The 22,581-nt window shown below is 49.2% G+C and carries 24 protein-coding genes; 6 read left to right on the top strand and 18 right to left on the bottom strand.

The window, feature by feature from the left end; all coding sequences use genetic code 11:
- Positions 1-28: 28 nt before the first annotated feature.
- From BBP27_RS01765 to BBP27_RS01745, 5 genes are all read left to right on the top strand, one after another.
- Entirely contained in the window at positions 29-1,267 is a 1,239-nt protein-coding gene (locus BBP27_RS01765) for an NAD(P)/FAD-dependent oxidoreductase (RefSeq protein ID WP_004520074.1), read from the top strand.
- A 97-nt stretch (positions 1,268-1,364) separates the two neighbouring features.
- Positions 1,365-1,883 carry a hypothetical protein gene (locus BBP27_RS01760; protein ID WP_188212194.1) on the top strand — a complete coding sequence of 173 codons (519 nt, stop codon included), beginning with the start codon at positions 1,365-1,367 and terminating at the stop codon, positions 1,881-1,883.
- A gap of 3 nt (positions 1,884-1,886) precedes the next feature.
- Positions 1,887-3,089 carry a beta-ketoacyl-ACP synthase gene (locus BBP27_RS01755; RefSeq protein WP_188212195.1) on the top strand — a complete coding sequence of 401 codons (1,203 nt, stop codon included), beginning with the start codon at positions 1,887-1,889 and terminating at the stop codon, positions 3,087-3,089.
- Positions 3,090-3,261: 172 nt separating this feature from the next.
- Positions 3,262-5,484 (top strand): NADP-dependent isocitrate dehydrogenase, encoded by a 2,223-nt coding sequence (locus BBP27_RS01750; RefSeq protein WP_188212196.1) that lies wholly within the window; start codon positions 3,262-3,264, stop codon positions 5,482-5,484.
- Positions 5,485-5,542: 58 nt separating this feature from the next.
- Positions 5,543-6,136, top strand: a complete 594-nt coding sequence (locus BBP27_RS01745; RefSeq protein ID WP_003747363.1) for a LolA family protein — start codon at positions 5,543-5,545, stop codon at positions 6,134-6,136.
- A 241-nt stretch (positions 6,137-6,377) separates the two neighbouring features.
- Here BBP27_RS01745 and ylqF read toward each other — a convergent pair whose 3' ends face one another.
- The 15 genes from ylqF to BBP27_RS01670 form a co-directional block, all read right to left on the bottom strand.
- Complete coding sequence (gene ylqF / locus BBP27_RS01740; RefSeq protein ID WP_188212197.1) at positions 6,378-7,319, bottom strand: ribosome biogenesis GTPase YlqF; 942 nt, start codon at positions 7,317-7,319, stop codon at positions 6,378-6,380.
- 92 nt (positions 7,320-7,411) lie between these two features.
- Positions 7,412-7,648, bottom strand: a complete 237-nt coding sequence (locus tag BBP27_RS01735; protein WP_003684875.1) for a lipoprotein — start codon at positions 7,646-7,648, stop codon at positions 7,412-7,414.
- A 34-nt stretch (positions 7,649-7,682) separates the two neighbouring features.
- Positions 7,683-8,537 (bottom strand): RNase adapter RapZ, encoded by an 855-nt coding sequence (gene rapZ / locus BBP27_RS01730; RefSeq protein ID WP_003747370.1) that lies wholly within the window; start codon positions 8,535-8,537, stop codon positions 7,683-7,685.
- Positions 8,518-9,480 carry an HPr(Ser) kinase/phosphatase gene (hprK, locus tag BBP27_RS01725; protein WP_003747372.1) on the bottom strand — a complete coding sequence of 321 codons (963 nt, stop codon included), beginning with the start codon at positions 9,478-9,480 and terminating at the stop codon, positions 8,518-8,520. Before hprK ends, rapZ begins: the two co-directional genes overlap by 20 nt.
- Positions 9,481-9,483: 3 nt before the next feature.
- A complete protein-coding gene (ptsN, locus tag BBP27_RS01720) occupies positions 9,484-9,933 on the bottom strand; it encodes a PTS IIA-like nitrogen regulatory protein PtsN (RefSeq protein ID WP_003747374.1) in 450 nt (149 codons plus the stop codon).
- Positions 9,934-10,202: 269 nt separating this feature from the next.
- Positions 10,203-11,069, bottom strand: coding sequence for a 4-hydroxybenzoate octaprenyltransferase (gene ubiA / locus BBP27_RS01715; protein ID WP_410505885.1), 867 nt, complete (start codon positions 11,067-11,069; stop codon positions 10,203-10,205).
- 228 nt (positions 11,070-11,297) lie between these two features.
- Entirely contained in the window at positions 11,298-11,792 is a 495-nt protein-coding gene (locus BBP27_RS01710; protein ID WP_188212198.1) for a chorismate--pyruvate lyase family protein, read from the bottom strand.
- A complete protein-coding gene (gene bioD, locus BBP27_RS01705; RefSeq protein ID WP_188212199.1) occupies positions 11,782-12,438 on the bottom strand; it encodes a dethiobiotin synthase in 657 nt (218 codons plus the stop codon). The genes BBP27_RS01710 and bioD overlap by 11 nt, the downstream gene beginning before the upstream one ends.
- A complete protein-coding gene (gene bioA / locus BBP27_RS01700; RefSeq protein WP_188212200.1) occupies positions 12,435-13,724 on the bottom strand; it encodes an adenosylmethionine--8-amino-7-oxononanoate transaminase in 1,290 nt (429 codons plus the stop codon). The genes bioD and bioA overlap by 4 nt, the downstream gene beginning before the upstream one ends.
- A gap of 55 nt (positions 13,725-13,779) precedes the next feature.
- The gene (locus BBP27_RS01695) at positions 13,780-14,685 is read right to left on the bottom strand and encodes a DMT family transporter (RefSeq protein WP_188212201.1); all 906 of its coding nucleotides are present in this window, start codon (positions 14,683-14,685) and stop codon (positions 13,780-13,782) included.
- 193 nt (positions 14,686-14,878) lie between these two features.
- Positions 14,879-16,081 carry a tryptophan synthase subunit beta gene (trpB, locus tag BBP27_RS01690; RefSeq protein ID WP_188212202.1) on the bottom strand — a complete coding sequence of 401 codons (1,203 nt, stop codon included), beginning with the start codon at positions 16,079-16,081 and terminating at the stop codon, positions 14,879-14,881.
- Between the two features lie 112 nt (positions 16,082-16,193).
- Positions 16,194-16,604, bottom strand: coding sequence for a hypothetical protein (locus BBP27_RS01685; RefSeq protein ID WP_188212203.1), 411 nt, complete (start codon positions 16,602-16,604; stop codon positions 16,194-16,196).
- 4 nt (positions 16,605-16,608) lie between these two features.
- Positions 16,609-17,211 (bottom strand): DNA glycosylase, encoded by a 603-nt coding sequence (locus BBP27_RS01680; protein ID WP_188212204.1) that lies wholly within the window; start codon positions 17,209-17,211, stop codon positions 16,609-16,611.
- 36 nt (positions 17,212-17,247) lie between these two features.
- Positions 17,248-17,868, bottom strand: a complete 621-nt coding sequence (locus tag BBP27_RS01675; RefSeq protein WP_188212205.1) for a phosphoribosylanthranilate isomerase — start codon at positions 17,866-17,868, stop codon at positions 17,248-17,250.
- 418 nt (positions 17,869-18,286) lie between these two features.
- The gene (locus tag BBP27_RS01670) at positions 18,287-20,380 is read right to left on the bottom strand and encodes a DNA internalization-related competence protein ComEC/Rec2 (protein WP_223168966.1); all 2,094 of its coding nucleotides are present in this window, start codon (positions 20,378-20,380) and stop codon (positions 18,287-18,289) included.
- A gap of 25 nt (positions 20,381-20,405) precedes the next feature.
- Between BBP27_RS01670 and BBP27_RS01665 the strand changes: the two genes are divergently transcribed.
- Positions 20,406-20,528: a hypothetical protein gene (locus BBP27_RS01665; RefSeq protein WP_265511150.1), complete on the top strand. Its 123-nt coding sequence runs from the start codon at positions 20,406-20,408 to the stop codon at positions 20,526-20,528.
- A 213-nt stretch (positions 20,529-20,741) separates the two neighbouring features.
- Here the strand turns inward: BBP27_RS01665 and BBP27_RS01660 are convergent, their stop codons facing one another.
- From BBP27_RS01660 to BBP27_RS01650, 3 genes are all read right to left on the bottom strand, one after another.
- Positions 20,742-21,158: a CTP synthase gene (locus tag BBP27_RS01660; RefSeq protein WP_188212207.1), complete on the bottom strand. Its 417-nt coding sequence runs from the start codon at positions 21,156-21,158 to the stop codon at positions 20,742-20,744.
- A 422-nt stretch (positions 21,159-21,580) separates the two neighbouring features.
- The gene (locus BBP27_RS01655; protein ID WP_265511149.1) at positions 21,581-22,096 is read right to left on the bottom strand and encodes a hypothetical protein; all 516 of its coding nucleotides are present in this window, start codon (positions 22,094-22,096) and stop codon (positions 21,581-21,583) included.
- 113 nt (positions 22,097-22,209) lie between these two features.
- On the bottom strand, positions 22,210-22,560 hold the full coding sequence (locus BBP27_RS01650; RefSeq protein WP_265511148.1) for an Imm10 family immunity protein: 351 nt from the start codon (positions 22,558-22,560) through the stop codon (positions 22,210-22,212).
- Positions 22,561-22,581 lie beyond the last annotated feature (21 nt).

The raw sequence follows: 22,581 nt of genomic DNA, 5'->3' as shown, positions 1-22,581 counted from the left end.
TTATCATTAAAATCAAAGGTATTTTCAAATGTCCGTAGAATTTGACGTTGCCGTTATCGGCGCAGGCCCTTCAGGTTCGGTTGCTTCCGCTTTGCTGAACAAACAAGGCTTTAAAGTTTGCGTATTGGAAAAACAACATTTCCCGCGCTTTGTCATCGGCGAAAGCCTGTTGCCGCATTGCATGGAAATGTTGGAAGAAGCCGGTTTTGCCGATGCCGTGCATGCCGAGCCCAGCTTTCAATTTAAAGACGGTGCTGCGTTTTCATGGGGCAGCCGTTACACAGATTTCAACTTTACTGAAAAATTTTCAGACGGCCCCGGTACTATTTATCAAGTGCGCCGCGGCATCTTCGACAAAATCCTGATTGATGAAGCGGCAAAACAAGGCGTCGATGTCCGCTTCGGACACGGCGTAACCGCGTTTGACAACAGTGACAATGTGGCACGTTTGAGCGTTGCGACCGATACAGGCGAAAACTATGAACTGACTGCCAAATTCGTTTTGGATGCCAGCGGTTACGGTCGCGTCCTGCCCCGCCTTTTAGATTTGGAAAGTCCGTCCGAGCTGCCTCCGCGCCAAGCCCACTTCACGCATATCGACGACAACATCACCAGCCCGAAATTCGACCGCAATAAAATCCTGATCAACACGCACCCTGAACATCGCGATGTCTGGATTTGGCTGATTCCTTTCGGCGACAACCGTTGCTCCATCGGCGTTGTCGGCACGCCCGACAAACTGGCCGGCGAATCAGAAGCCGTGTTGAAAAAATTTGTGTACGAATGCCCGATGCTGGCGGAAATTTTAGATAAAGCCGTTTGGGAAAACGACTTTCCGTTCCGCTCTATCCAAGGCTATTCCGCCAACGTGAAAACCTTATACGGCAAACATTTTGCTCTTTTGGGCAACGCCGCCGAATTCCTCGACCCAGTCTTCTCCTCCGGAGTAACCATTGCCCTGCACTCTGCCAAACTGGCTGCCGATTTGTTGGGCAAGCAGCTCAAAGGCGAAGCTGCCGATTGGCAAACCGAATTTGCCGACCAACTGATGATCGGCGTGAACGCGTTCCGCACTTATGTAAACGGTTGGTACGATTTCCGCTTCCAAAATGCCATCTACGCGCCCAACCGCAGTCCTGAAATCAGCCGCATGATTTCGTCTATTTTGGCAGGCTACGCTTGGGATACGGATAATCCATTCGTGGAAAAATCCGAGCAACGCTTGTCCACACTTGCCGCATTGGTGGGCGATTTGAAGGTAGAATAAGGACGAATGTATTTCAGACGGCCTAGACTGAAAACAGAACAGGCCGTCTGAAACTTCATCCATACCATTAAATATTTTGACCGATAGATAAAACCTTATGCGATTTATCCCTTTGCTTGCTGCACTGCTGCTCTCCGCATGCGCGACCTCGCTCCCCCATCCGCAAACGCTGCCGCCGCTTTCCAAAGAAGGCCAATGGTTCAAACTTGAACAAACTAATGCGGCGGGGCAAACCGTTCAAACCAATCTCTTGGCAGTCGAGCCTCATTCAGACGGCATCCGATTTGTCCAAACCGATGCACTGGGTGCGCCGGTATCTCGTCAATCAGTCAGCACCAAAGGCTGGAAAAATGACGGCTTTGTGATGCCCAATGCTAGTTCGCGCCGACTGTTTGCCGCCTTGTTGCCGCTTTTGGCCGCCGAACACGCCGCCACGCTTTACCCTGAAGCACGCCAACAAAACGCCTCCCATCAAGGCTTCTGCCCTGACGGCAAAGGCGCGGTGTTCAGCTACCGCGAGCGTGATTTGTGGTGTGTCGCCCACCATTCCGAACAATTCCTCATCGGCTTCCCCGACCAAACTTTCTGGACGGTCAGCCCGATTGCAGAAGACTAATTCATGAATACTCCTGTTTATCTCAGCCGTCCGGCACTGACCAGCGCATTGGGCAGCGGCTTGCAAGTTCATGCCGATGCCTTACTCACTCCGTCTGAAAACACCCCCCTGACTTTTTCAGACCAATGGGTAAAAGGCAAAACGCATGCTTTCGGTGCAGTTAAAGAAACCCTGATGCCTCTGCCTAACAGCATCCCCGAAGCGCATCGCAGCCGCAACAACCAGCTTATCCTGCACGCGCTTTCGCAAATAGACGGACTGATTCAGACGGCCATTGCCCGTTACGGCAAAGAAAGGGTCGCTGTCGTAACCGGTACGTCCACCAGTGGCGCAGACGAAAATATCCCTTTGTTCCAACACGTTGTCCAAGGTGGTGCATGGACGGATGTTCCATTCAAACAGCTGCAACACACCATGGCTTCGCCCTCCGAATTTATCGCCCAAGTTTACGGTTTGGACGGCTTGCGCTATACCGTCTCCACCGCCTGCACTTCCGGCGCACGCGCCCTCATTAGCGCAGCCCGATTGCTTCGTGCCGGATTGTGTGATGCCGTGATTTGCGGCGGCGCGGATACGCTTTCTCCGCTGACGATCAATGGTTTTGCTTCTTTGGAAGTGCTTTCAGACGGCATCGCCAAGCCTTTTTCTGCCAACCGCAACGGCATCAATATCGGCGAAGCGGCCGCATTTTTTGTAATGACGCGCGATGCCGATTTTGACGGCGAAATGCAGTTGCTCGGCTACGGTGCAAGCAGCGATGCCTACCATATGTCTTCGCCCCGCCCCGACGGTTTGGGTGCAGCCCAATCCTTTCAGGCCGCTTTGGATAAAGCCGGCTTGAAAGCGAAAGACATCGGCTGGATCAATCTGCACGGCACCGGCACGCAGCACAACGACAGCATGGAAAGCCGGGCCGTTGCCGAAGTATTTGGCAGCCACACCTTTTGCACCTCAACCAAGCCGTCCACCGGCCATACTTTGGGCGCAGCCGGTGCAATCGAAGCCGCGTTTGCCTGGTTGATGGTCAACCGCCAATACAATCCGGAAGGCAAACTGCCACCCCAACAATGGGACAATGTACCCGATTCTGAGCTACCCAACATCGCTTTGACCGACGGCGACAGCCGCTGGCCGTCTGAAAAACGCATTGCCGCCAGCTCGTCTTTTGCCTTCGGCGGCAGCAATGCCGTTTTGATTATCGGATAAGTCCTTATATTTAGGCTGTCTTTTCAGACGGCCTTTTTCTTTTCCGCAACTTAAAAAACAATAACATCAAAACAACAACCAAATCCGCCGAAATATGCCATAATAGGCTTAGCACATTTCATCTCGCGATGTGCCCGAAAAGAAAAACTTAACCTACATAGAGAATGAACCCATGACTAAATCCACCATTATCTATACCTACACCGACGAAGCTCCTGCATTGGCCACCCAATCCCTGTTGCCGATTGTGCAGGCGTTTACCCGCCACGCCGACATTGATGTCAAAACCAGCGACATTTCTCTCTCCGGCCGTATTTTGGCGGCGTTCCCCGAATACCTGACTGAAGCGCAGCGCGTACCCGATGCGCTTGCTGAGTTGGGCGAACTGGTGAAACAGCCCGATGCAAACGTGATCAAACTGCCGAACATCAGCGCGTCCGTACCGCAACTGACTGCCGCGATTAAAGAATTGCAGGCAAAAGGCTTTGCCGTCCCCGACTATCCCGCCGACCCGCAAACCGATGAAGAAAAAGCCGTACGCGAACGCTACGACCGCATCAAAGGCAGCGCGGTCAACCCCGTTTTGCGTGAAGGCAACTCCGACCGCCGCGCGCCGAAAGCGGTGAAAAACTTTGCGAAAAAAAATCCGCACAGCATGGGCGCATGGACGAAAGACTCCAAAACCCACGTTGCCACCATGCAAAGCGGCGACTTTTTCCATAACGAACAATCCGTTACCGTACCCGATGCAACTTCCGTATCCATCGTGTTCACCGATAAACAAGGCAACAAAAAAGAGTTGCGCGAGCCCGTCGCCCTGAAAGCCGGCGAAATCATCGACGCGACCGTAATGAGCAAAAAAGCCCTGCTCGCCTTCCTTGCCGAACAAGTGAAAGACGCAAAAGCAAAAGGCGTATTGTTCTCGCTGCACATGAAAGCCACCATGATGAAAGTGTCCGACCCGATTATCTTCGGACACGCCGTCAAAGTATTTTTCGCGCCCGTCTTTGAAAAATTCGGCGACAAACTGGCTGCAGCAGGCGTCAACGTCAACAACGGCTTCGGTAACCTGCTTGCCAACCTCGACAAACTGGATCCGGACACTCGCGCTGCCGTCGAAGCCGAAATCGCCGCCGTTTACGCTGCCAACCCTGATTTGGCGATGGTCGATTCCGACAAAGGCATCACCAACCTGCACGTTCCCAGCGATGTCATCGTCGATGCTTCCATGCCCGCGATGATCCGCAATTCCGGCCGTATGTGGGACAAAGACGGCAAAGCGCAAGACACCAAAGCCGTGATTCCCGACAGCAGCTACGCAGGCGTTTATCAAGCAACCATCGACTTCTGCCGCGAACACGGCGCGTTCGATCCGACAACCATGGGTACCGTGCCCAACGTCGGTCTGATGGCGCAGGCAGCCGAAGAATACGGCTCGCACAATAAAACCTTCGAAATCGAAGCCGACGGTCAGGTTGAAGTCATTGATGCAGCGGGCAAAGTCCTGATGCAGCACGACGTTGAAGCAGGCGACATCTGGCGTATGTGCCAAACCAAAGACGCGCCCGTCAAAGACTGGGTACAACTCGCCGTCAACCGCGCCCGCTTGAGCAACACACCCGCCGTGTTCTGGCTCGACGAAAACCGTCCGCACGATAAAAGCCTGCTTGCCAAAGTCAACGCCTATCTTGACGAACTGGATACCAACGGCCTCGACATCCGCGTCCTCGCGCCTGAAGAAGCCGCCAAGTTCAGCTTGGGTCGTCTGAAAAACGGCGAAGACACCATTTCCGTAACCGGCAACGTCTTGCGCGATTATCTGACCGACCTGTTCCCGATTTTGGAACTCGGCACCAGCGCGAAAATGCTGTCTATCGTTCCATTGATGAACGGCGGCGGCATGTTTGAAACCGGCGCGGGCGGCTCCGCACCGAAACACGTCCAACAATTCCTCGAAGAAAACCACTTGCGTTGGGACTCTTTGGGCGAATTCCTCGCACTCGCCGTATCGTTTGAACATCTGGCGCAAAAAACTGGCAACGCCAAAGCCCAAGTCCTCGCCGACACTTTGGATGCAGCCACCGAAAAACTGCTGTTGAACGACAAATCGCCCAAACGCAAAGCAGGCGAACTCGACAACCGCGGCAGCCATTTCTACCTCACCCTCTACTGGGCGCAAGAATTGGCAGCGCAAGACAAAGATGCCGAACTGAAAGCCGCATTTGCACCGTTGGCGGCCGCTTTGACTGCCGACGAAGCCAAAATCGTTGAAGAACTCTCTGCCGTACAAGGCAAAGCGGTCGACATCGGCGGCTACTACGCGGCCAATCCTGAAAAAGCTGCACAAGCGATGCGTCCAAGCGCAACCTTTAATCAGGCCTTGTCAGCCTTATAATTAAAGCAATAAAAGGCCGTCTGAACTTTCAGACGGCCTCAGACCTTATGGAAATACAATGAAAAAAACCATTCTTTCTCTTACTCTCCTCATCAGCGCTCCGGCTTTGTGGGCATTTTCCCCTGCCGAATTGGCACAAACCTTGCAAAAACCGCAAAACGTGCAAGGCAATTTTGTCCAACAACGCCAGCTCAAATCCCTCAGCAAACCCATGACCACCAGCGGCAGCTTTACCCTTGTCCCGCAAAAAGGCCTGCTCTGGAAAATGCAAAAACCATTTGAAACTACCCTGCGCGTGCGTTCAGACGGCATCATGCAGTGGAACGGCAGCCAATGGGTCAACCCAAATGCCAGCAAACTCAACGGCCAAAGCCGCCAAATTAAACTCTTCCTCGACCTTTTGGGCGGCAATACCCAAGGTTTGGAAAAACAATTTGATTTGAAATTAAACGGCAACGAAAAAAAATGGACGTTGACCCTGACTCCGAAAACCGCCATTACCCGCCAAATCTTCAACCGTATCGAAATCAACGGCGATACACTGGTGCGTAAAATCGAATTGGATGAAAAGCAAGGCGACAAAACTACCATGCAGTTCAACCAAATCCAAACCGATAAAGCTCTGGACAGCTTCAGCCGTACCGCCCTCTAAATTGTCTATCCCAACAAAAGGCCGTCTGAAAATAGATTTCAGACGGCCTGAGACCTTTGCAATAACATAGGTTACTAAAATTTTATGCTCAATCTCATTTTCAAAATACAAAACTTTTCTGATTTTTCCTAATTTTTGTTCAATATTAGGAAGGTTTTAGGCAATTGAAAATTTTTTGGCGCATTTTTATGCGTCAAATTTCGTTAACAGACTATTTTTGCAAAGGTCTCGGCCTTTTGTATTAATCGGCTGAAGGCTGCTGCCCTTTTCGTTCCGCCTTTCTGGCTTCGCGAATGGCTTTGAGTTCGGCCTCTTTCTGTCTGGCTTTTTTCAGCCAAGCCTCCCATTGGTTTGGCGTTTCCAGCGTGATTCTGCCGATTTTGCCTTCGCGGAAATCGGTCAGGATATTTTCAGCGGCCTTTTGGTAGTTGACCCGTCCGCCGCTCAAAACCGCACCGCGTTTTTTGGCAATCCACTCCAACCAAGAAGTATCGTCCCAATGGCTGCTTGGATCTTTGTCGGATTGATAGCGCTCTTGCAACAGGGCCAGATAATGGCGGCGGAGGTAATCCAAAAGCTCAAGCGCCACTTCTTCTTCGTCCAGCGCGTTGCGTCCGACTGCACCGCCGGCTGCAAGGTTATAGCCGCCTTCTTCAACAATAATTTTCGGCCACAACATACCGGGGGTATCGTAAAGCCAGAAATCGTCGGCAAGGAAAAGGCGTTGTTCGGCTTTGGTAATACCAGGTTCGTTACCGGTTTTGGCAGATTTTTTGCCGATCATGCCGTTAATCAAGGTGGATTTGCCGACGTTGGGGATACCACAAATCAGGACACGCAACGGCTTCTCGATACCTTGGCGATGCGGAATCATCGCGCGGCAGGCTTGGGTGATTTTGCCATGCGCGCCGGTTTCGGAAGAATCCAGCGCAATGGCGCGGGTATCTTGGCGGCTGTTGTAGTGTTCGAGCCAAACTTTGGTGCGCTCAGGATCAGCAAGGTCTTGCTTGTTTAAGATTTTGAGTTTGGGCTTGCCTTTGGACAACTGGGCAAGCAAGGGGTTTTCGCTGGAAGCAGGCATACGCGCGTCCAACATCTCAATCACCATATCAACGCTTTTAATACGTTCGGCAATGGCTTTTTTTGCCTTGTTCATGTGGCCGGGAAACCATTGGATAGCCATGTCTTTTTGTTCTTTCTATTCGTATCTGAGGCCGTCTGAACAATCATTTTTTTCAGACGGCCTCGATATTGGGATAATCGGTTAATCAGGATTTAGAGATTGCCATGCTCGTAGCTGTAATAACCTGCTTCATCCATACATTGTTCAAACGTCTTGGATGTATTGCCACGTTTGGTTCCATTTTGAACTTGCGATTTGCAGGTATTGATTTGGCGGGAAACTTCAGCTTCGCTCGCGCCGGTACGGTGCCAACGGTAAGCAGTAACAGGCTCTGTTGCACAAGCGGTCAAGATAAGCAGGGATAATGCGGTCAGACTGATTTTTTTCATGGTTTCTTCCTTTGAGGCCGTCTGAAACGGCAAGTTAGCGTCCTGCCAAGCTTTGTGCCTGACGGTGGCGGACAAGGAGTTCATAACGGCCTTTGAGGCGCTCGGCCAGTTTTTCTACAACATAAACGGAGCGGTGCTGACCGCCGGTACAACCGATGGCAATCGTCACATAACTGCGGCTCTCTTGCTGCAGGCGCGGTAGCCAGCGGTTTAAGAAATGCTCAATATCATCAACCATTTCTTGAACCAAAGGCTGCTGGTCCAAATAATCTTGAATGGGTTTGTCCATGCCGGTAAAGGGGCGCAATTCGGGGTCGTAATACGGATTAGGCAGGCTGCGCATGTCAAACATAAAGTCGGCATTATTGGGAACGCCGTATTTGAAACCAAAGGACTCAAGAATAACCAGCAAACCGATGCGTTCAATGTTGAGCCATTGTTGAACGGCATAACGCAGCTGCTGCGCGTTCATTTTGGACGTATCGATGCAATATGCAATGTCTTTGAGCGGAAAGAGCCATTCGCGTTCTTTTTGCAGGCTTTCCAACAAGGTCAGATTATGGCCTGACAAAGGATGGCCGCGGCGGGTTTCCGAGAAGCGGCGTACCAACACGCCCTCTTCCGCTTCAATAAAGAGGACTTCGACTTGATGCCCTTCATGACGCAAATATTGGATTTGCTCTTGCGCTTCCTGAATATTGATACCGGAACGGATGTCAACGCTGACACCGAGTTTGGTTTCATCGGCACGTTCGATGTGGAGTGAAACCAACGACGGAAGCATTTCCAAGGGAAGATTATCGACACAGTAATAGCCCAAATCTTCGAGCTGCTTGAGGGCTACGGATTTTCCTGAGCCGGATAAGCCGCTAATCAGGACGATTTTCATGGTTTTGTTCGTTTTCTTTGAGTTGTGTTTGATGGCGTTCGAGGAATTCTTTGGTGCTGTCTTTGCCGCGCAATTGAAGGATGTAATTGCGCACCGCAGCTTCAACCAATACTGCTAAGTTTCGACCGATTGCAACAGGCAGGGTAACGGAACGGACGCTGACGTTGAGGATAGATTCTGTTTCGGTACGGATGCTCAATCGATCGAGTTGTTTCATGTATCCGTCGTCGGCAGGAACCAAATTGATAATCAGCTGGAGGATTTTTTTCGGACGGATGGAGGTTTCGCCAAAAATATGGCGGATATTGAGTATGCCCAAACCGCGTACTTCGAGGAAATCACGCAGCATAGGCGGACAACGGCCTTCCAGCATTTCCGGGCCGGTACGGAAGAGTTCGACCGCATCATCGGCAATCAGGCTGTGGCCACGCGAAATCAGCTCCAATGCCAATTCGCTCTTACCCAAGCCGGACTGCCCGGTAATGAGTACGCCCACTTCAAATACATCCAAAAATACGCCGTGCTTGATGGTGGAAGTCGCCAATGTGCGTTGCAGATAAATCCGCAAAACGTCCATCAAGTGCGGGCTTTCCTGTTTGGATGTCAGCAGGGGGATACTGTTGGTATGGCAATAATCGCGCAATTTGGGCGAAACCGGCAAACCGTTGGCAACAATGACCAAAGACATGGGAATGTCGAAAAGCTCGCCGAAATCATAGTTGAGTTCGCCCGATTCCAGACGGCGTAAATATTCGGCTTCGGCTACGCCGACAACTTGAATTTGGTTTGGATGGATAAAGTTTAAGTGGCCGACCAAGGCCAAGACGGGTTTATCGGCTTCGACACCGATACGGTTGTCCGCGCCGGAATTGCCGGCAGCCCAAGCAAGTTCGAGTTTGTGCTGATTGTCGGAAAACAGGCGGCGGACGGATATGCTGGGCATGAATTACTCTTCAGTCAGGAGTGTACGCACTTCTTCGGCAGAAGTCGCGGCCATCAATGCTTCACGGACGGCTTTTTGAGAGAATCTGCCGGCCAGTTTGGACAAGACTTCCAAATGTTCGCCGGTAGCGTTTTCAGGCACAAGCAGGATGAAAATCAGGGAAACGGGTTTGCCGTCGGGCGCATCAAAGGCGACCGGCTCTTTGGTGCGGATAAACGCACCGGTGGCTTTTTTCACGCATGCGTGACGGCCATGGGGAATCGCCACCCCCTGCCCCAAACCGGTCGAACCGAGTTTTTCACGAGCAAACAGGCAGTCGAACACGTTGGCATTCGGTAATTCTGCTTCATTCTCCAGCAGCTGTGCGGCCTCTTCAAACAGACGCTTTTTGCTGCTGACTTCCAAATCCAAAACGATATGGGACAAAGGTAAAATTTCGCCGATCAGGCTCATATGTATCTCTTTTAAATGTCGCAAAACAATGGGATTGTACCGATTGTCGGTGCAAATCTCAATCCTGAGGGCGTAATTTACACTCGTCCCGCTAACATTTTCCATGTTGTTTTTGATATTTTTTAACGAGCCGAAAATAATCCAACCATTTGATTATGATTGATTTAAAGTAAAAATTCCATCATTGGCTAAATCACGGTTTAAATAAAAAGGAGTATGTCCGGCATACTCCTTTTCCCTTTCTTTTCAGACGGCCCCAACCTCATTTTTTAAAACAATTTGGAAACCAAAAACAACCAGAAATAATGGCAGACCAATCCGCAAAACCACGCCAAGCCGATGCGGTTGTTGGCCAAAAACGTTTGGAAGCACAACTGACGGTCGCGTGTACGGATGGCGGCATATTGCTGGCACTGCCAATACGCGGTTATCGGCAATACCAGCCAATACGGCCAAGTTGCGCCGATTTTGATACCCAGCACCGCCATCAATACCGTAAACCAAAAATGGCAAAGCATGGTTGCGCTAATGTCGTGATGGCCAAATGTGATTGCCGAAGTTTTAATGCCGATTTTCAAATCGTCTTCTTTGTCCGCCATAGCATAAATCGTGTCGTAAGCCAGCGTCCATAAGGCATTGGCGGTAAACATCAGCCACGCTTCGGGAGGCACTCGGCCTTGCACGGCGGCAAAGGCCATGGGGATGCCGAACGAAAATGCCAGTCCCAAATAAAACTGCGGCAACGGGAAAAAGCGTTTGGTAAAGGGATATGTGACGGCCAGAAACAAGGCCGGAAGGCTCATCAGCCAAGTAAATCGGTTGAGCGGCACCAGACACAAGGCCGCCATCAGACACAGCATGACGGTCAAAAGCAGCGCTTCGGTTTTGGAAACCAAACCTTTGGCAAACGGGCGGTTTTTGGTGCGCTCTACTGCGCCGTCAAAATTGCGGTCGGCAAAGTCGTTCACGACGCAACCTGCGCTGCGCATCAGAAATGTACCTGCGGTAAAGGCAATAAAAATATCCGCGTCGGGAACGCCTTTAGACGCAATCCACAATGCCCAATAAGTCGGCCACAGCAAAAGCAGTGTGCCGATGGGTTTGTCGATGCGCATCAGTTTGGCGTATATCACCATCCGTCCGACAGCGTAACGCGGTAAAAATTGTAGGAAAAAGCGCCGTATGTTCATTGGTGTAATGTGTCGTTGTATATGTATTGATACTGAATGAAAGGCATTTTTAGAGCCTTAGCTCTTATTATAATTTATTGCCGTCTGAAATCAAACGAATCTTAATGATTTAATTTGTTGTATTATAACAGAATTATGACAAACATCGGCAATCGGTTTTCTTTTCAAACGGCCTTATCGGTATAAATCCATTAATTTCAATAAGAAATATTCTGTTAATTCCAATATTTCGCCGTTCCAATCGAAATACGAACGGCGCGCGGTAACAGGCCGTCTGAAAGACGGATGGTCGGCATCTTCAAAACGAAGAAACTCAAAATCCGAACGTTTCAACGGCAATGTACCGTCAAACAGACGCTCGCCCAAAGGCTGCGTTCCACAATCCAATAATTCAGTCCATAGACGGCTATCCGGCCGGCACGCGCTTCTGGCTTGTATCACTGTTTCGCCGTCCAATTTGAGCAAAACATCGCGCACAAAGATTTCATCTCCGTTTTCCTCCTCCTTCGTCAAACCCAAATACACCGGCTCGACTGAAAAATCCTTACCTGAAGCGCGCAACGCAGCGGTTAGCGAAGAAACGGTCAGCAAATGTCCGACCTTATACGGCAGAAGACTTGAAGCTTCGGCATGTGAACAAAGCGTGCTACGCGGTATATCAAACGCCATTGAACACCTCTGCTTTAGCCAACTCCTGCCATTTGGCTTCAGGAAATTCATCTTTCAGACGGCCTTTAAGATATTCCAAGGTGTCGCTGGCAACGGTTTCATCTTTGCTGTCGTGGATATGGTTGAAAATCAGGCTATGCAAGCTGATGCCGTATTGTTTGAGCGCGGCGAAGCTGAGCAGGGTGTGGTTGATGCTGCCGAGCCGCCCGCTGGTAACGAGAATGACGGGATAAGCCTGTTGCTGAATATAATCAATGGTCAACAAATCTTCCGTCAGCGGAACCATCAATCCGCCCGCGCCTTCGACCAAGACGATTTCGTATTGCGCCGCCAGTTGCTGCGTGGCGGTGCGGATTTTGTTCAAGTCCAAAGCCCTGCCGTCCAGACGGGCGGCGAGATGGGGCGAGGCCGGATAGCTGAAAATTTCAGGCATGGTCAGCCGCTGTTTGTCGGCTTCTTGCATGGGTATGCCCATGATGTTGCGGTGGACGGCGATATCGTCGGCGATGTTTTGGCAACCGGTTTGCACGGGCTTTTGCGTGATCACGCTTTTGCCCTGCTGCAACAATTGTTTTGCCAACACGCCGGTGGCGACGGTTTTGCCGATGTCCGTGTCTATGCCGCTGACGAAGTAAACGCCTTTCATTTGCTGTGTTCCTTCAAGATTTGTACGGTTTTGTCGGCAAGTTCGGTCAAGAGGTCGTCTGAAATGATGTAAGGCGGCATGAGGTACACCAGCCTGCCGAACGGGCGCACCCAAATGCCCTGCGCCACGCAGTCCGCTTGAAAACGCGCCATATCCACGCCTTTTTCCAGTTCGATCACGCCGATGGCACCCAAAACGCGCACGTCTTTCACGCCGCAGATGTCCCATGCGGTTTTCAGACGGCCTTTTAAAATGCTTTCGATGCGGCAGATATTTGCCTGCCAATCTTGGGACAAAAGCAGTTTGACCGAAGCGCAGGCAACGGCACACGCCAGCGGGTTTGCCATAAATGTCGGCCCGTGCATGAACACGCCCGCTTCGCCGCACGAAATCGTTTCGGTGACTTTTTGCGAAGTGATTGCCGCCGCCAGCGTCATATAGCCGCCGCTCAAGCCCTTGCCGATACACATAATATCCGGTACGACCTCCGCGTGTTCACAGGCAAACATCTTGCCCGTGCGCCCGAATCCGGTGGCGATTTCGTCAAAAATCAACACGATATCAAATTCATCGCACAAATCGCGCAAACCGCGAAGATACTGCGGATGATAAAAATACATACCGCCCGCGCCCTGCACGACCGGTTCCAAAATAAAGGCGGCTATATCTGCATGATGCGCTTCAAACAAGGCGTGGACAGGCTGCAAATCTGCCCCGTCCCACTCATCGTCGAAACGGCTTTTCGGATTATCGACAAAATAACGCTGTGGCAGAGCGCTGCCGAAAATATGGTGCATCCCCGTTTCCGGATCGCAGACGGACATCGCGTTCCAAGTATCACCGTGATACCCGCGCCGCACCGTCGCGATATTCTGCTTCGCGGTCAAACCCCGCGCCTGCTGGTATTGCACCGCCATCTTCAGCGCGACTTCGACCGAAACCGAACCCGAATCCGCATAAAAAATACGGTCCAAACCCTGCGGCAAAATCCCGACCAATAATTTGCCCAGTTCCACCGCCGGTTCATGCGTCAAACCGCCAAACATCACATGCGACATTTGCTTAATCTGCGCCTCAACCGCCTGATTCAAAACAGGATGATTATAGCCGTGTATCGCACACCACCAAGACGACATCCCGTCAATCAGCCGCGTGCCGTCCGCCAATTCGATGTGCACGCCCTCCGCACGGCGCACCGGATAAACAGGCAATGGGTCGGTCATGGACGTATAAGGATGGAGCAGATGGGTGCGGTCGAAATCGAGCAGTGAGGACGGTTCGGACATATTCTTTTTAAAGACTGATTGACAATTTTCGTTATTATATAACATCTTTACCTTTTCAGACGGCGCGTCTTCCATATTGCATCAGCGCCAATCCGATTACGGCCGCCAAACAGCCGGCAACCAAGGAAACATGCAATGCCTCGCCCAAAAACCAAGCGGAACACAAAATACCGAATACCGGCACCAAAGTGATGTACGCCGCCGCGCTGCCTGCGCCCAAAGTCTTCACGCCTTCAAAATACCACGCATAGCTCAAGACCGTTGCACCGACAGACAGGCCAATCAAAGCAAACCAGCCCCTGCCGTCCATTTCGGCAAGCATACCAAACGGCAGGCCGTCTGAAATCAGCGCAGGCGGCAGCAACATCATTGCACCCAGCCAAGCGGTGGCCACGGTAACCGTCAGCGCATCAATTCCCTGCAACACCGCCCGGCCTATCATCGTATAAGTAACCAAGCAGCAAAGGCTGAAAAACACCAGCACTTCGCCCCACCCTACGCCGCCGCCCGACAAAAACGCCGCAATCTCGCCATGCGTAACCGCCCATATCGAGCCTGCCACTGCCAACAGCATACCCGACACAATCTTGCCGTTGAGCTTCTCACCAAACAGCAAAGCTGCAAAAAACATCGTCAACACAGGATTAAACGTAACCAACACCGTTGCCCTTGAAGCAGGAATCCGCTGCAAACCCAACATAGACAATACGGTAAAACCAAATACGCCGAATGCCGCCGCCAGCGCCAATCCAAGCCATTGCTTACGCGACAAAACCGCCAAAGTACGCAACCGATACCGTGCAAACAGCCAACCCAAAAGCAAGATCGCCGCCGTCAAAAAGCGCAGCATACCGCCCGTTAAAGGCGGCAGTGCCTGTCCCAGCATCCGCCCCATCGGCCAAGATGCGCCCCAAAACGCCGCCATGCCCAATAGTTTTAGATGGATTGCAAAATGTTTCATGGTGATGGATAACTTGAATAATCGGTTTAGAAAGCGTACACGCGCGGTTTGGAAGGATAAATTTCCTTAGCCGCCGATACTTGATAAAGTTTGCGCAGATAAAATACTACGCTGTTCATTACGGAAACAAAGGCCGTCTGAAAGACTGAAATCCAGCTTTTTCAGACGGCCTTTACTGTTCAATCAATCAGGCTTACAACTCAATGCCTTTGAGTTTCGCCACGGTATTAATGTCTTTATCGCCGCGACCGGAGAGGTTGACCAAAATCACTTGGTCTTTGCCCATTTTCGGCGCGTTTTTCACCGCCCAAGCAACGGCGTGGCTGGATTCCAGCGCAGGAATAATGCCCTCGAAACGGCAGAGCAAATCAAAGGCTTCGAGTGCTTCGTCGTCTTTGGCAACGGTGTATTCCACGCGGTTGATGTCGTTCAAATAGCTGTGTTCCGGGCCAATGCCTGGGTAGTCCAAGCCTGCGGAAACAGAGTGCGTACCCAAGACTTGACCGTTTTCGTCCTGCATCAAATAGCTGCGGAAACCGTGCAATACGCCGATAGGGGCTTTGCTGGTAATCGGTGCGGCGTGATCGGGGGTATCCACGCCCAAACCGCCGGCTTCTACGCCGACCAAACGCACGTTTTCTTCTTCGATATAAGGATGGAACAAACCGATGGCGTTCGAGCCGCCGCCCACGCAGGCAACGGCAACGTCAGGTTGGCGGCCGATGGCTTCCAACATTTGTTCTTTGGCTTCATTGCCGATCACGCATTGAAAATCGCGTACCATTTCGGGATACGGCGCCGGCCCTGCGGCAGTGCCGATGATGTAGAACGTATCGTCCACGCGCGCCACCCATTCGCGCATGGCTTCGTTCATCGCGTCTTTCAATGTACGGCTGCCGCTGTCGACGCTGACCACGTTCGCACCCAATAATTTCATGCGGAACACGTTGGGCATTTGACGTTGGATGTCGTCCGCGCCCATGTACACGTCGCAAGTCATGCCGAAGCGTGCGGCGACGGTAGCAGAGGCCACACCGTGCTGACCCGCGCCGGTTTCGGCAATCACGCGCTTTTTGCCCATGCGGCGGGCGAGCAATGCCTGACCGATGGTGTTGTTGACTTTGTGTGCGCCGGTGTGGTTCAAATCTTCACGCTTCAGCCAAATTTGTGCGCCGCCCAAATGCTCGGACAATCGTGCGGCATGGTAAACAGGGCTGGGACGGCCGACATAGTGTTTCAAATCATGGCTGAACTCTTCCCAAAATGAAGGATCTTCTTTCGCCGCTTTATAGGCTTCTGCCAATTCTTGCAAAGCCGGAATCAGGGTTTCGGAAACATACAGACCGCCGTGTTCGCCGAAAAAGCCGTTCTCGTCGGGAGCGTGATAGTTTTTCATGGAATTTTTCCTTGTTCGTTTTCTGGTTTCAGACGGCCCGATTCAGTAAAAGGTCGTCTGAAAGTAAAAATTGTCAGCAATTATAGCCGTTTTCCATTCATCTTGTCGGCAACTAATTGAATAATAATATCAGCAGACAAAATAGGAACAACAGCGTACAGCTCGATGTTGCAAGCAATGCCGCACCCAATGGCGGCGCAATATATTTTTCTTCGTTTTTGTTTCTCAGGCATAGTTTTAATACCAACATCCCCAGCCACAGTGCCAGCAACCAACAACCCAGAAAGTTAAGCGCAAGCAAAGCAATAATCAACGAATCGGTATTTATGGTACTTGTGTTCAAAAATATCCAATTAAGGCCATTAACAGACATAATGACTGCAGATATTTGTATCACATACAAAAGCGTTCCGCCCAACAATATCTTGATCTGCCATTGTTTGGCCTTCAACCACACTGAGACGACATTAAAAAGCCACCACAAAGCCATAAACGTCATTAAAGAAATTTCATAACGGTCCATCGCCCTACTCCTGAAAAACAGTCAATCCAGCCATTTCAAAAAAAGCCCGATATGCCGCCGCTTTTTTCGCCAAACTCAAAGGATAGGCGCGCGAAGTCGAAGGCAGGCGCGTCAGGGTCAAATCACGCCCCGCATAGGGAAACAGCACTGTTTCGCCTGTCTTCGGCATTTTCATGCCACTGCCTTGAATCTCCAACAAAACTTCGGTTGCCTTGCCGCCGGTGGTGCAAAGATGGCGGCACTTAGGCATTTGCGCCAATACTGCCGCCAAATCGACGGTTTCTATCACTTTCAAAAACTTATCCGAAGCATTGCCATGCTCGCGTATTGCCTTTAATACGGTCGGACAGGATGCAATCCCCTTCTCACTTAAAAACGCTTTGATTTTATCGGCATCAAACGCTTTCTCGCCCTGCTTTTGAAAATGCGCCGCATCACCGAAAAACACCTGCCCATACACGCGCCACATATCGTTTTGAAAATTCGGATAATGAAACTGCATCGCGTGTTTTTCTTCTTTAGGCGGAAACGTCCCCATCATCATGACCGTTGCCTGCGGCGGCAACAAGGCTGCGAAGGGGTGGGACTCAACGATTGGCTCTTGCATAGCTGTATTCCGGTTGCTTTTCATTCAAACAAATTTTCAGACGGCCTTTACCGCCTGAATAAACGCCGCCATTTTCTCCCTGCTCTTAACCCCACCAGAGATTTCCACGCCGCCGGACACATCCACCGCCGCCGCGCCACTGATTTTTACCGCTTCGGCAACGTTTTCCGCAGTCAACCCGCCGGCAAGTATCCACGGTTTGCCGATATTGCCATGCAACATAGTCCAGTCGAAACTTTGTCCCGTACCGCCGTATTCGGTCGGATGATAGGCATCAAACAGCAAGGCGCGGGCATTCGGAAATTTGGCACAGGCCGTCTGAATATCGGCAGCGGACTGTACACGCACGGCCTTCAAATACGGACGGTCAAACCGACGGCAAAAATCATCGTCTTCATCGCCGTGAAACTGAATCACATCTATCGGCACCTGACGCAAAATCTCACGGATGGCTTGCTCGTTTTCATTCACAAACAAGGCCACCACCGATACAAACGGCGGCAAATTTCTCAAAACCGCCTGCGCCTGCTCAATATTCACAGCCCGTTTACTCTTGGCGTAAAACACCAGCCCGATGGCATCCGCGCCCAATTCGGCCGCAGCCAGCGCGTCTTCAGGTCGGGTAATACCGCAAATTTTGGTGCGTATGGTGTTCATGGCGATGGCCTTTTTAAACAGATGGGTCGGATATTATATAGTTAACAAACACAAAGTTTAAGGCCGTCTGAACATGAAATATCAAGTTCAGACGGCCTTAAACTTCAAAACAACCATCAGCCGATAATATTGGCGGCCGTCAGCTGCGCAGCATCTTCATTGTAGAAACGTGCAAACCTTGTGCTGGCCTTAGGCTCTGCTTGATATACAGAATATCATACCGATAATTACTAATAACTTTGTGATTATTTTTCTCTTTTCTATTTGCCTATTTTTTCATCAAAATCAATTTATTCTTTATTATCAATAATCAAACCAAACTATCCACAATTGGATTCACACAAAATTTGGATAATGCCCGTCAATGAAAAATATCAAGGCCGTCTGAAAAAGTCTTTCAGACGGCCTTTTATCCTTTTTACTCAAACGGTTTCTTCTGCCAATAAAACTTGTCCTTTTTCAGACGGCCTCGGAACACATCGTCTTGCCCTAAAACAAACACCAATGCGCCTGACAAATCCGTTCTCAACAAAGTAATGCCGTGCGCGCGGACACGATTTTGCACGGCAACGGTCGGATGTTTGTAGGCATTGGCATAGCCGCTGGATGCCACGGCATATTGCGGCGAAACCGTATGTAAAAAGCTACCTGACGAAGCCGTGCTGCTGCCGTGATGTCCCAATACCAACACTTGGCTATACAACGCATTGCCGTATTTCTCAATCAAACCGGCCTCGCCCTTCACGCCCAAATCGCCGGTTATCAACAAGGCTTTGCCGTTTGCCACGACACGCAATACGCAGCTCTGATCGTTATCTTCCTTACCCGTATTTTCAGACGGCCTGAGCAACTCGAAATCTACGCCGTCCCATTGCCATTTGTCTTCTTGGCAAAACTTTGCATTCGGATAAAACTCAGGTTGTCCGGCAAGCAATTTATCGGCACCGACAGCCGCTACACTTTGAAAACCGCCGTCATGGTCAATGTCATGGTGCGATAAAATCAGGCTGTCCAAACGGCGCACACCCATCGCGTTCAAACTCGGCACAATACCTGTTTGCGCCACTTGCTCCGTTCCCGTATCAAACAAAAGATTGCGGTTACGCGTTTGTATCAACACCGACAAACCTTGCCCTGCATCCATTACGGTAACTCTTGCTACCCCCTCCTCCAACTTGGCAGGACGGTAAAACACAAAACCCAATAAAACCAAACATGCCCAAGGTTTCAAGCCCATTCCTTTAGGCAGCAATAACAGCAAAGCCGCCATCATCGCCAACACTAGCAAAGGCACAGGCGCCGCTGCGACGGCAAATTCAGGCGATACCGTAGCCAGCCATACCAAACCGCGTAAAGTATATTCCGCCAAAAATGCCGCTACCAACTGGACAAGTTCAAACGGGAAAACCGAACCCAGCAAAGCCAACGGCGTCAATACCCAAGAAAACCAAGGAATAGCCAGCGCATTGACCAAGGGACTGAACAAAGGTAACGAAGCAAACAAATAGCCCAGCAATACCACCGACAATACCGTCGCCGCCCATTGCCCCCGTACAGCCAAACGCCAGCCCGATTCTTTCAGACGGCCTGATGAAGCCCAAATCAAAGCAGCAACCAAACCGAAAGACAACCACGTTCCCACGCCCAATACGGCCAACGGGTCCAACAACAAAACAACGGCCAAAGCCTGCCACCATGCCGTCCAGCCCGAGCCGCCACTGCCGCGCCACCATGCCCACGCAAACGCAGCCAACATCAACACACTGCGTTGCGTCGGTACAGAAAAACCGGCCAAAAGCGCATAAAACAAAGCCCCGGCAACACCGCCGGCCAATATCCACACACGCGGTTGCGCCGGAATCCACGGCAAATAACGAAAAATTCGCTTGATTATCCAGGCAAACAATACCGCCACCATCGTTACATGCAAGCCCGAAATACTGACCAAGTGCGTCAGTCCCAAAGGCCGGAATGCCTGCCACAAAGGCGGTCGCAACGCCGATTGCTCACCAATACTCAAAGCACGCATCAACCCTATGCCGTCTGAAAACTCAGGATATTTGTCCGCCGTTCCCTGCCAACTTCGGCTTACCGCATCACGCATATTAGCCAAACCGAAAGCACCGCCTTGCCGCACAAGTTTCCTGTCGCGCCCCAAAGTACCCATGCCGTCGATACCATTGGCCAAAGCCCATGTTTCACGGTTCAAACCGCGCACATTCACTTCGCCAATCACCGGCTTTACCCGCGCCGACACAGACCACCGACTACCCACCATCCAATCGCGCCGCTGATAATCTGACAACATCAAATCAAAAGCCTGACCGCGCTCATCCCAAGCCCTTGCCGCAAACTGCACGCGCCGACCATCATCACGCGGCATATCCGCCACTTCAATCGTCAAAACTTTAGCCGCCACCTCCCCTACAGGCCATTGACCGGCCAACACCAGCCCTGTCCGCCACACACCAAACGCCATGCCCATGCAGGCGGCCAGAGCCAACCAAGCCATATCAAATCTTCGGCACAACACAAACATGCCCATCATTACAGACAACCAAACCCACCATGGCGGCACAAACGGCAACACAAACGAAAGCACTACCCCAACCACCCAAGTAGGCAACACAAACCGCCACGCCATGAACGTTTTCCCTTAAATTATGATTATTGGATATGTAATAATAAATGCTTTTAGTAGATTATTAAAGAACCAATATTTCAGACGGCCTCAAAGAGGTATTGAGGCCGTCTAATAAACCAAAAAACCTCGTACGTACGTACCGCACACACTCTACGTCATGACTGAAGATTTTGTGCAGGTTATGACTTACTTTACATCGGAATTGGAAGCTTCATTGGCTACAGTTCGATTACACCTCGATAAAACATTCAAAAAAATCAAAGTGATTTTTATCAAATGCAATTAATAACTTGCCTTCAGGAATTTTTTTCCCTGTCATACCTCCTATACAAATCCCGAGATTCTTAAAAAGAATATATTTTTTTCCTTCGATAAATTCTGAATCGATAGCTTTAAGGTCTTCGATTGAATTTTTAAATATATCAATATCTCCTAATATGGGATTAGAATCTTTTAAGCAATATCCATAAACCAATTTATCGTTTTCATAAACTAACTCACAAGCATTCCTATATTCCACCTTATTATTCATAATATTATCTTCAACCATTCTTGCTGGTTTTCCATGTTTTTCTTGTATTTCCTCAAGAGAAGTACCAAATACAAAATCACCAATTGATTCATATGGCTTAATCAAGTATGTCATATTAACCCTTTCCAATATATTTACATTAATAAAATTAGGAACATTTACCAATAATTCTACGCAGTCTTGCTGCCTGTTTCCTAGAAATTAATCCCTGCCGTTTAGTATCTGAAATCATTCTCTCACATGATTTTATATACGCCTTTTATTCTATTTCAAAGGCAGCAGTATGATATAAAAACCCTTTCGTACGCACATTTTTGACAAAATAAGATGAAGGTCGCCTGAAAGTTAGTTTTCAGACGACCTCTATGTTAACTGCTAATAAATTGTTAAAGAACAAATGATTCAGACGACCTCAAAAAAGGTATTGAGGTCGTCTGAAAAACAGAAACCGCGTGCGTACCGCACATATCCTACATCAGAAATGAAGGTTTTGTGCGGGGCTGCGGTTTGTTTAATAAATTCATTGAATATTCCAATTAAAAATACTTAAATGGATAAACATTAAACAAATTATTACTTATACTATTTACTGAATTTATAAACTCAGTTTTTATATTATCCGTAAGTGTCTCTCCTTCATCCAATAGGTGTTCTAAATCTCGGTATAATAAAGCCAACTGGATAAATTGTGGGAAACCTATCCCTAAATTTGTAAATCCAGATTTGGTATACTCTCCAGCATCATGATTATAATGAAAAATGGTATTATCTATTTTATTTAAAAACCATCCATCTCCCTGTCCTGCTTGTCCAATACCCCAAAAACACCTTGATATTTCTGAATAATTGCACTCTAAGTATCTATTTTCATTTAAAGCCTCTTCATAATTAAAAAGAGAAATATCAGGTATTATCTCTACCTCCTGATACTTAGAAATAAATAACAAATAGTTATTATCTAGCTTGGGAAGTTTATCTAACTTTTTAATTTCTACTTTACGTTTAATACATATATTAAAAAAACCCTCGGGAAATAATTTTAATTTAAACATAAAAGTATACTCCATAATTTTTTTGATAGAAAGATATTTCCTTCAATATTTTCCTAATCCCTTTATTATTGTTTTTTTAGATATTGTAGCCTTACCGTCATTATTTTTTAAACTTAGCAAATTACAACTTCACAATCAGATTCTCCAAAAATATACTCAATATATTCATTTAATTTTTTATCAGGTTGATATGTAATAATTAGATTTTTAATACTATTTTGATAAATTTTTTGATTTTCTTGAAAATAAATAACTAATTTATCAGAATAAATTTCTACCTTTTTGAAGCCACCTACCCCTGAATATTGTTGACTATTAATTTCATAATAATAGTATTCTAAGTCATCAACTTCTCTTTGCAAAATTAAGTAATTGTCAGGATTAGGTTTTTCACTATCTGCAAATGCAATGGTAAGAATATCATCTTCTATTTTGTAATATGTATTTCTTGAAATAATTTCCATAAAAAATTCCTTATCATATTG

This window comes from Neisseria sp. RH3002v2g, from assembly GCF_014596425.2.
Lineage (GTDB): Bacteria > Pseudomonadota > Gammaproteobacteria > Burkholderiales > Neisseriaceae > Neisseria.
This window is presented reverse-complemented; position numbering and strand designations above follow the sequence as displayed.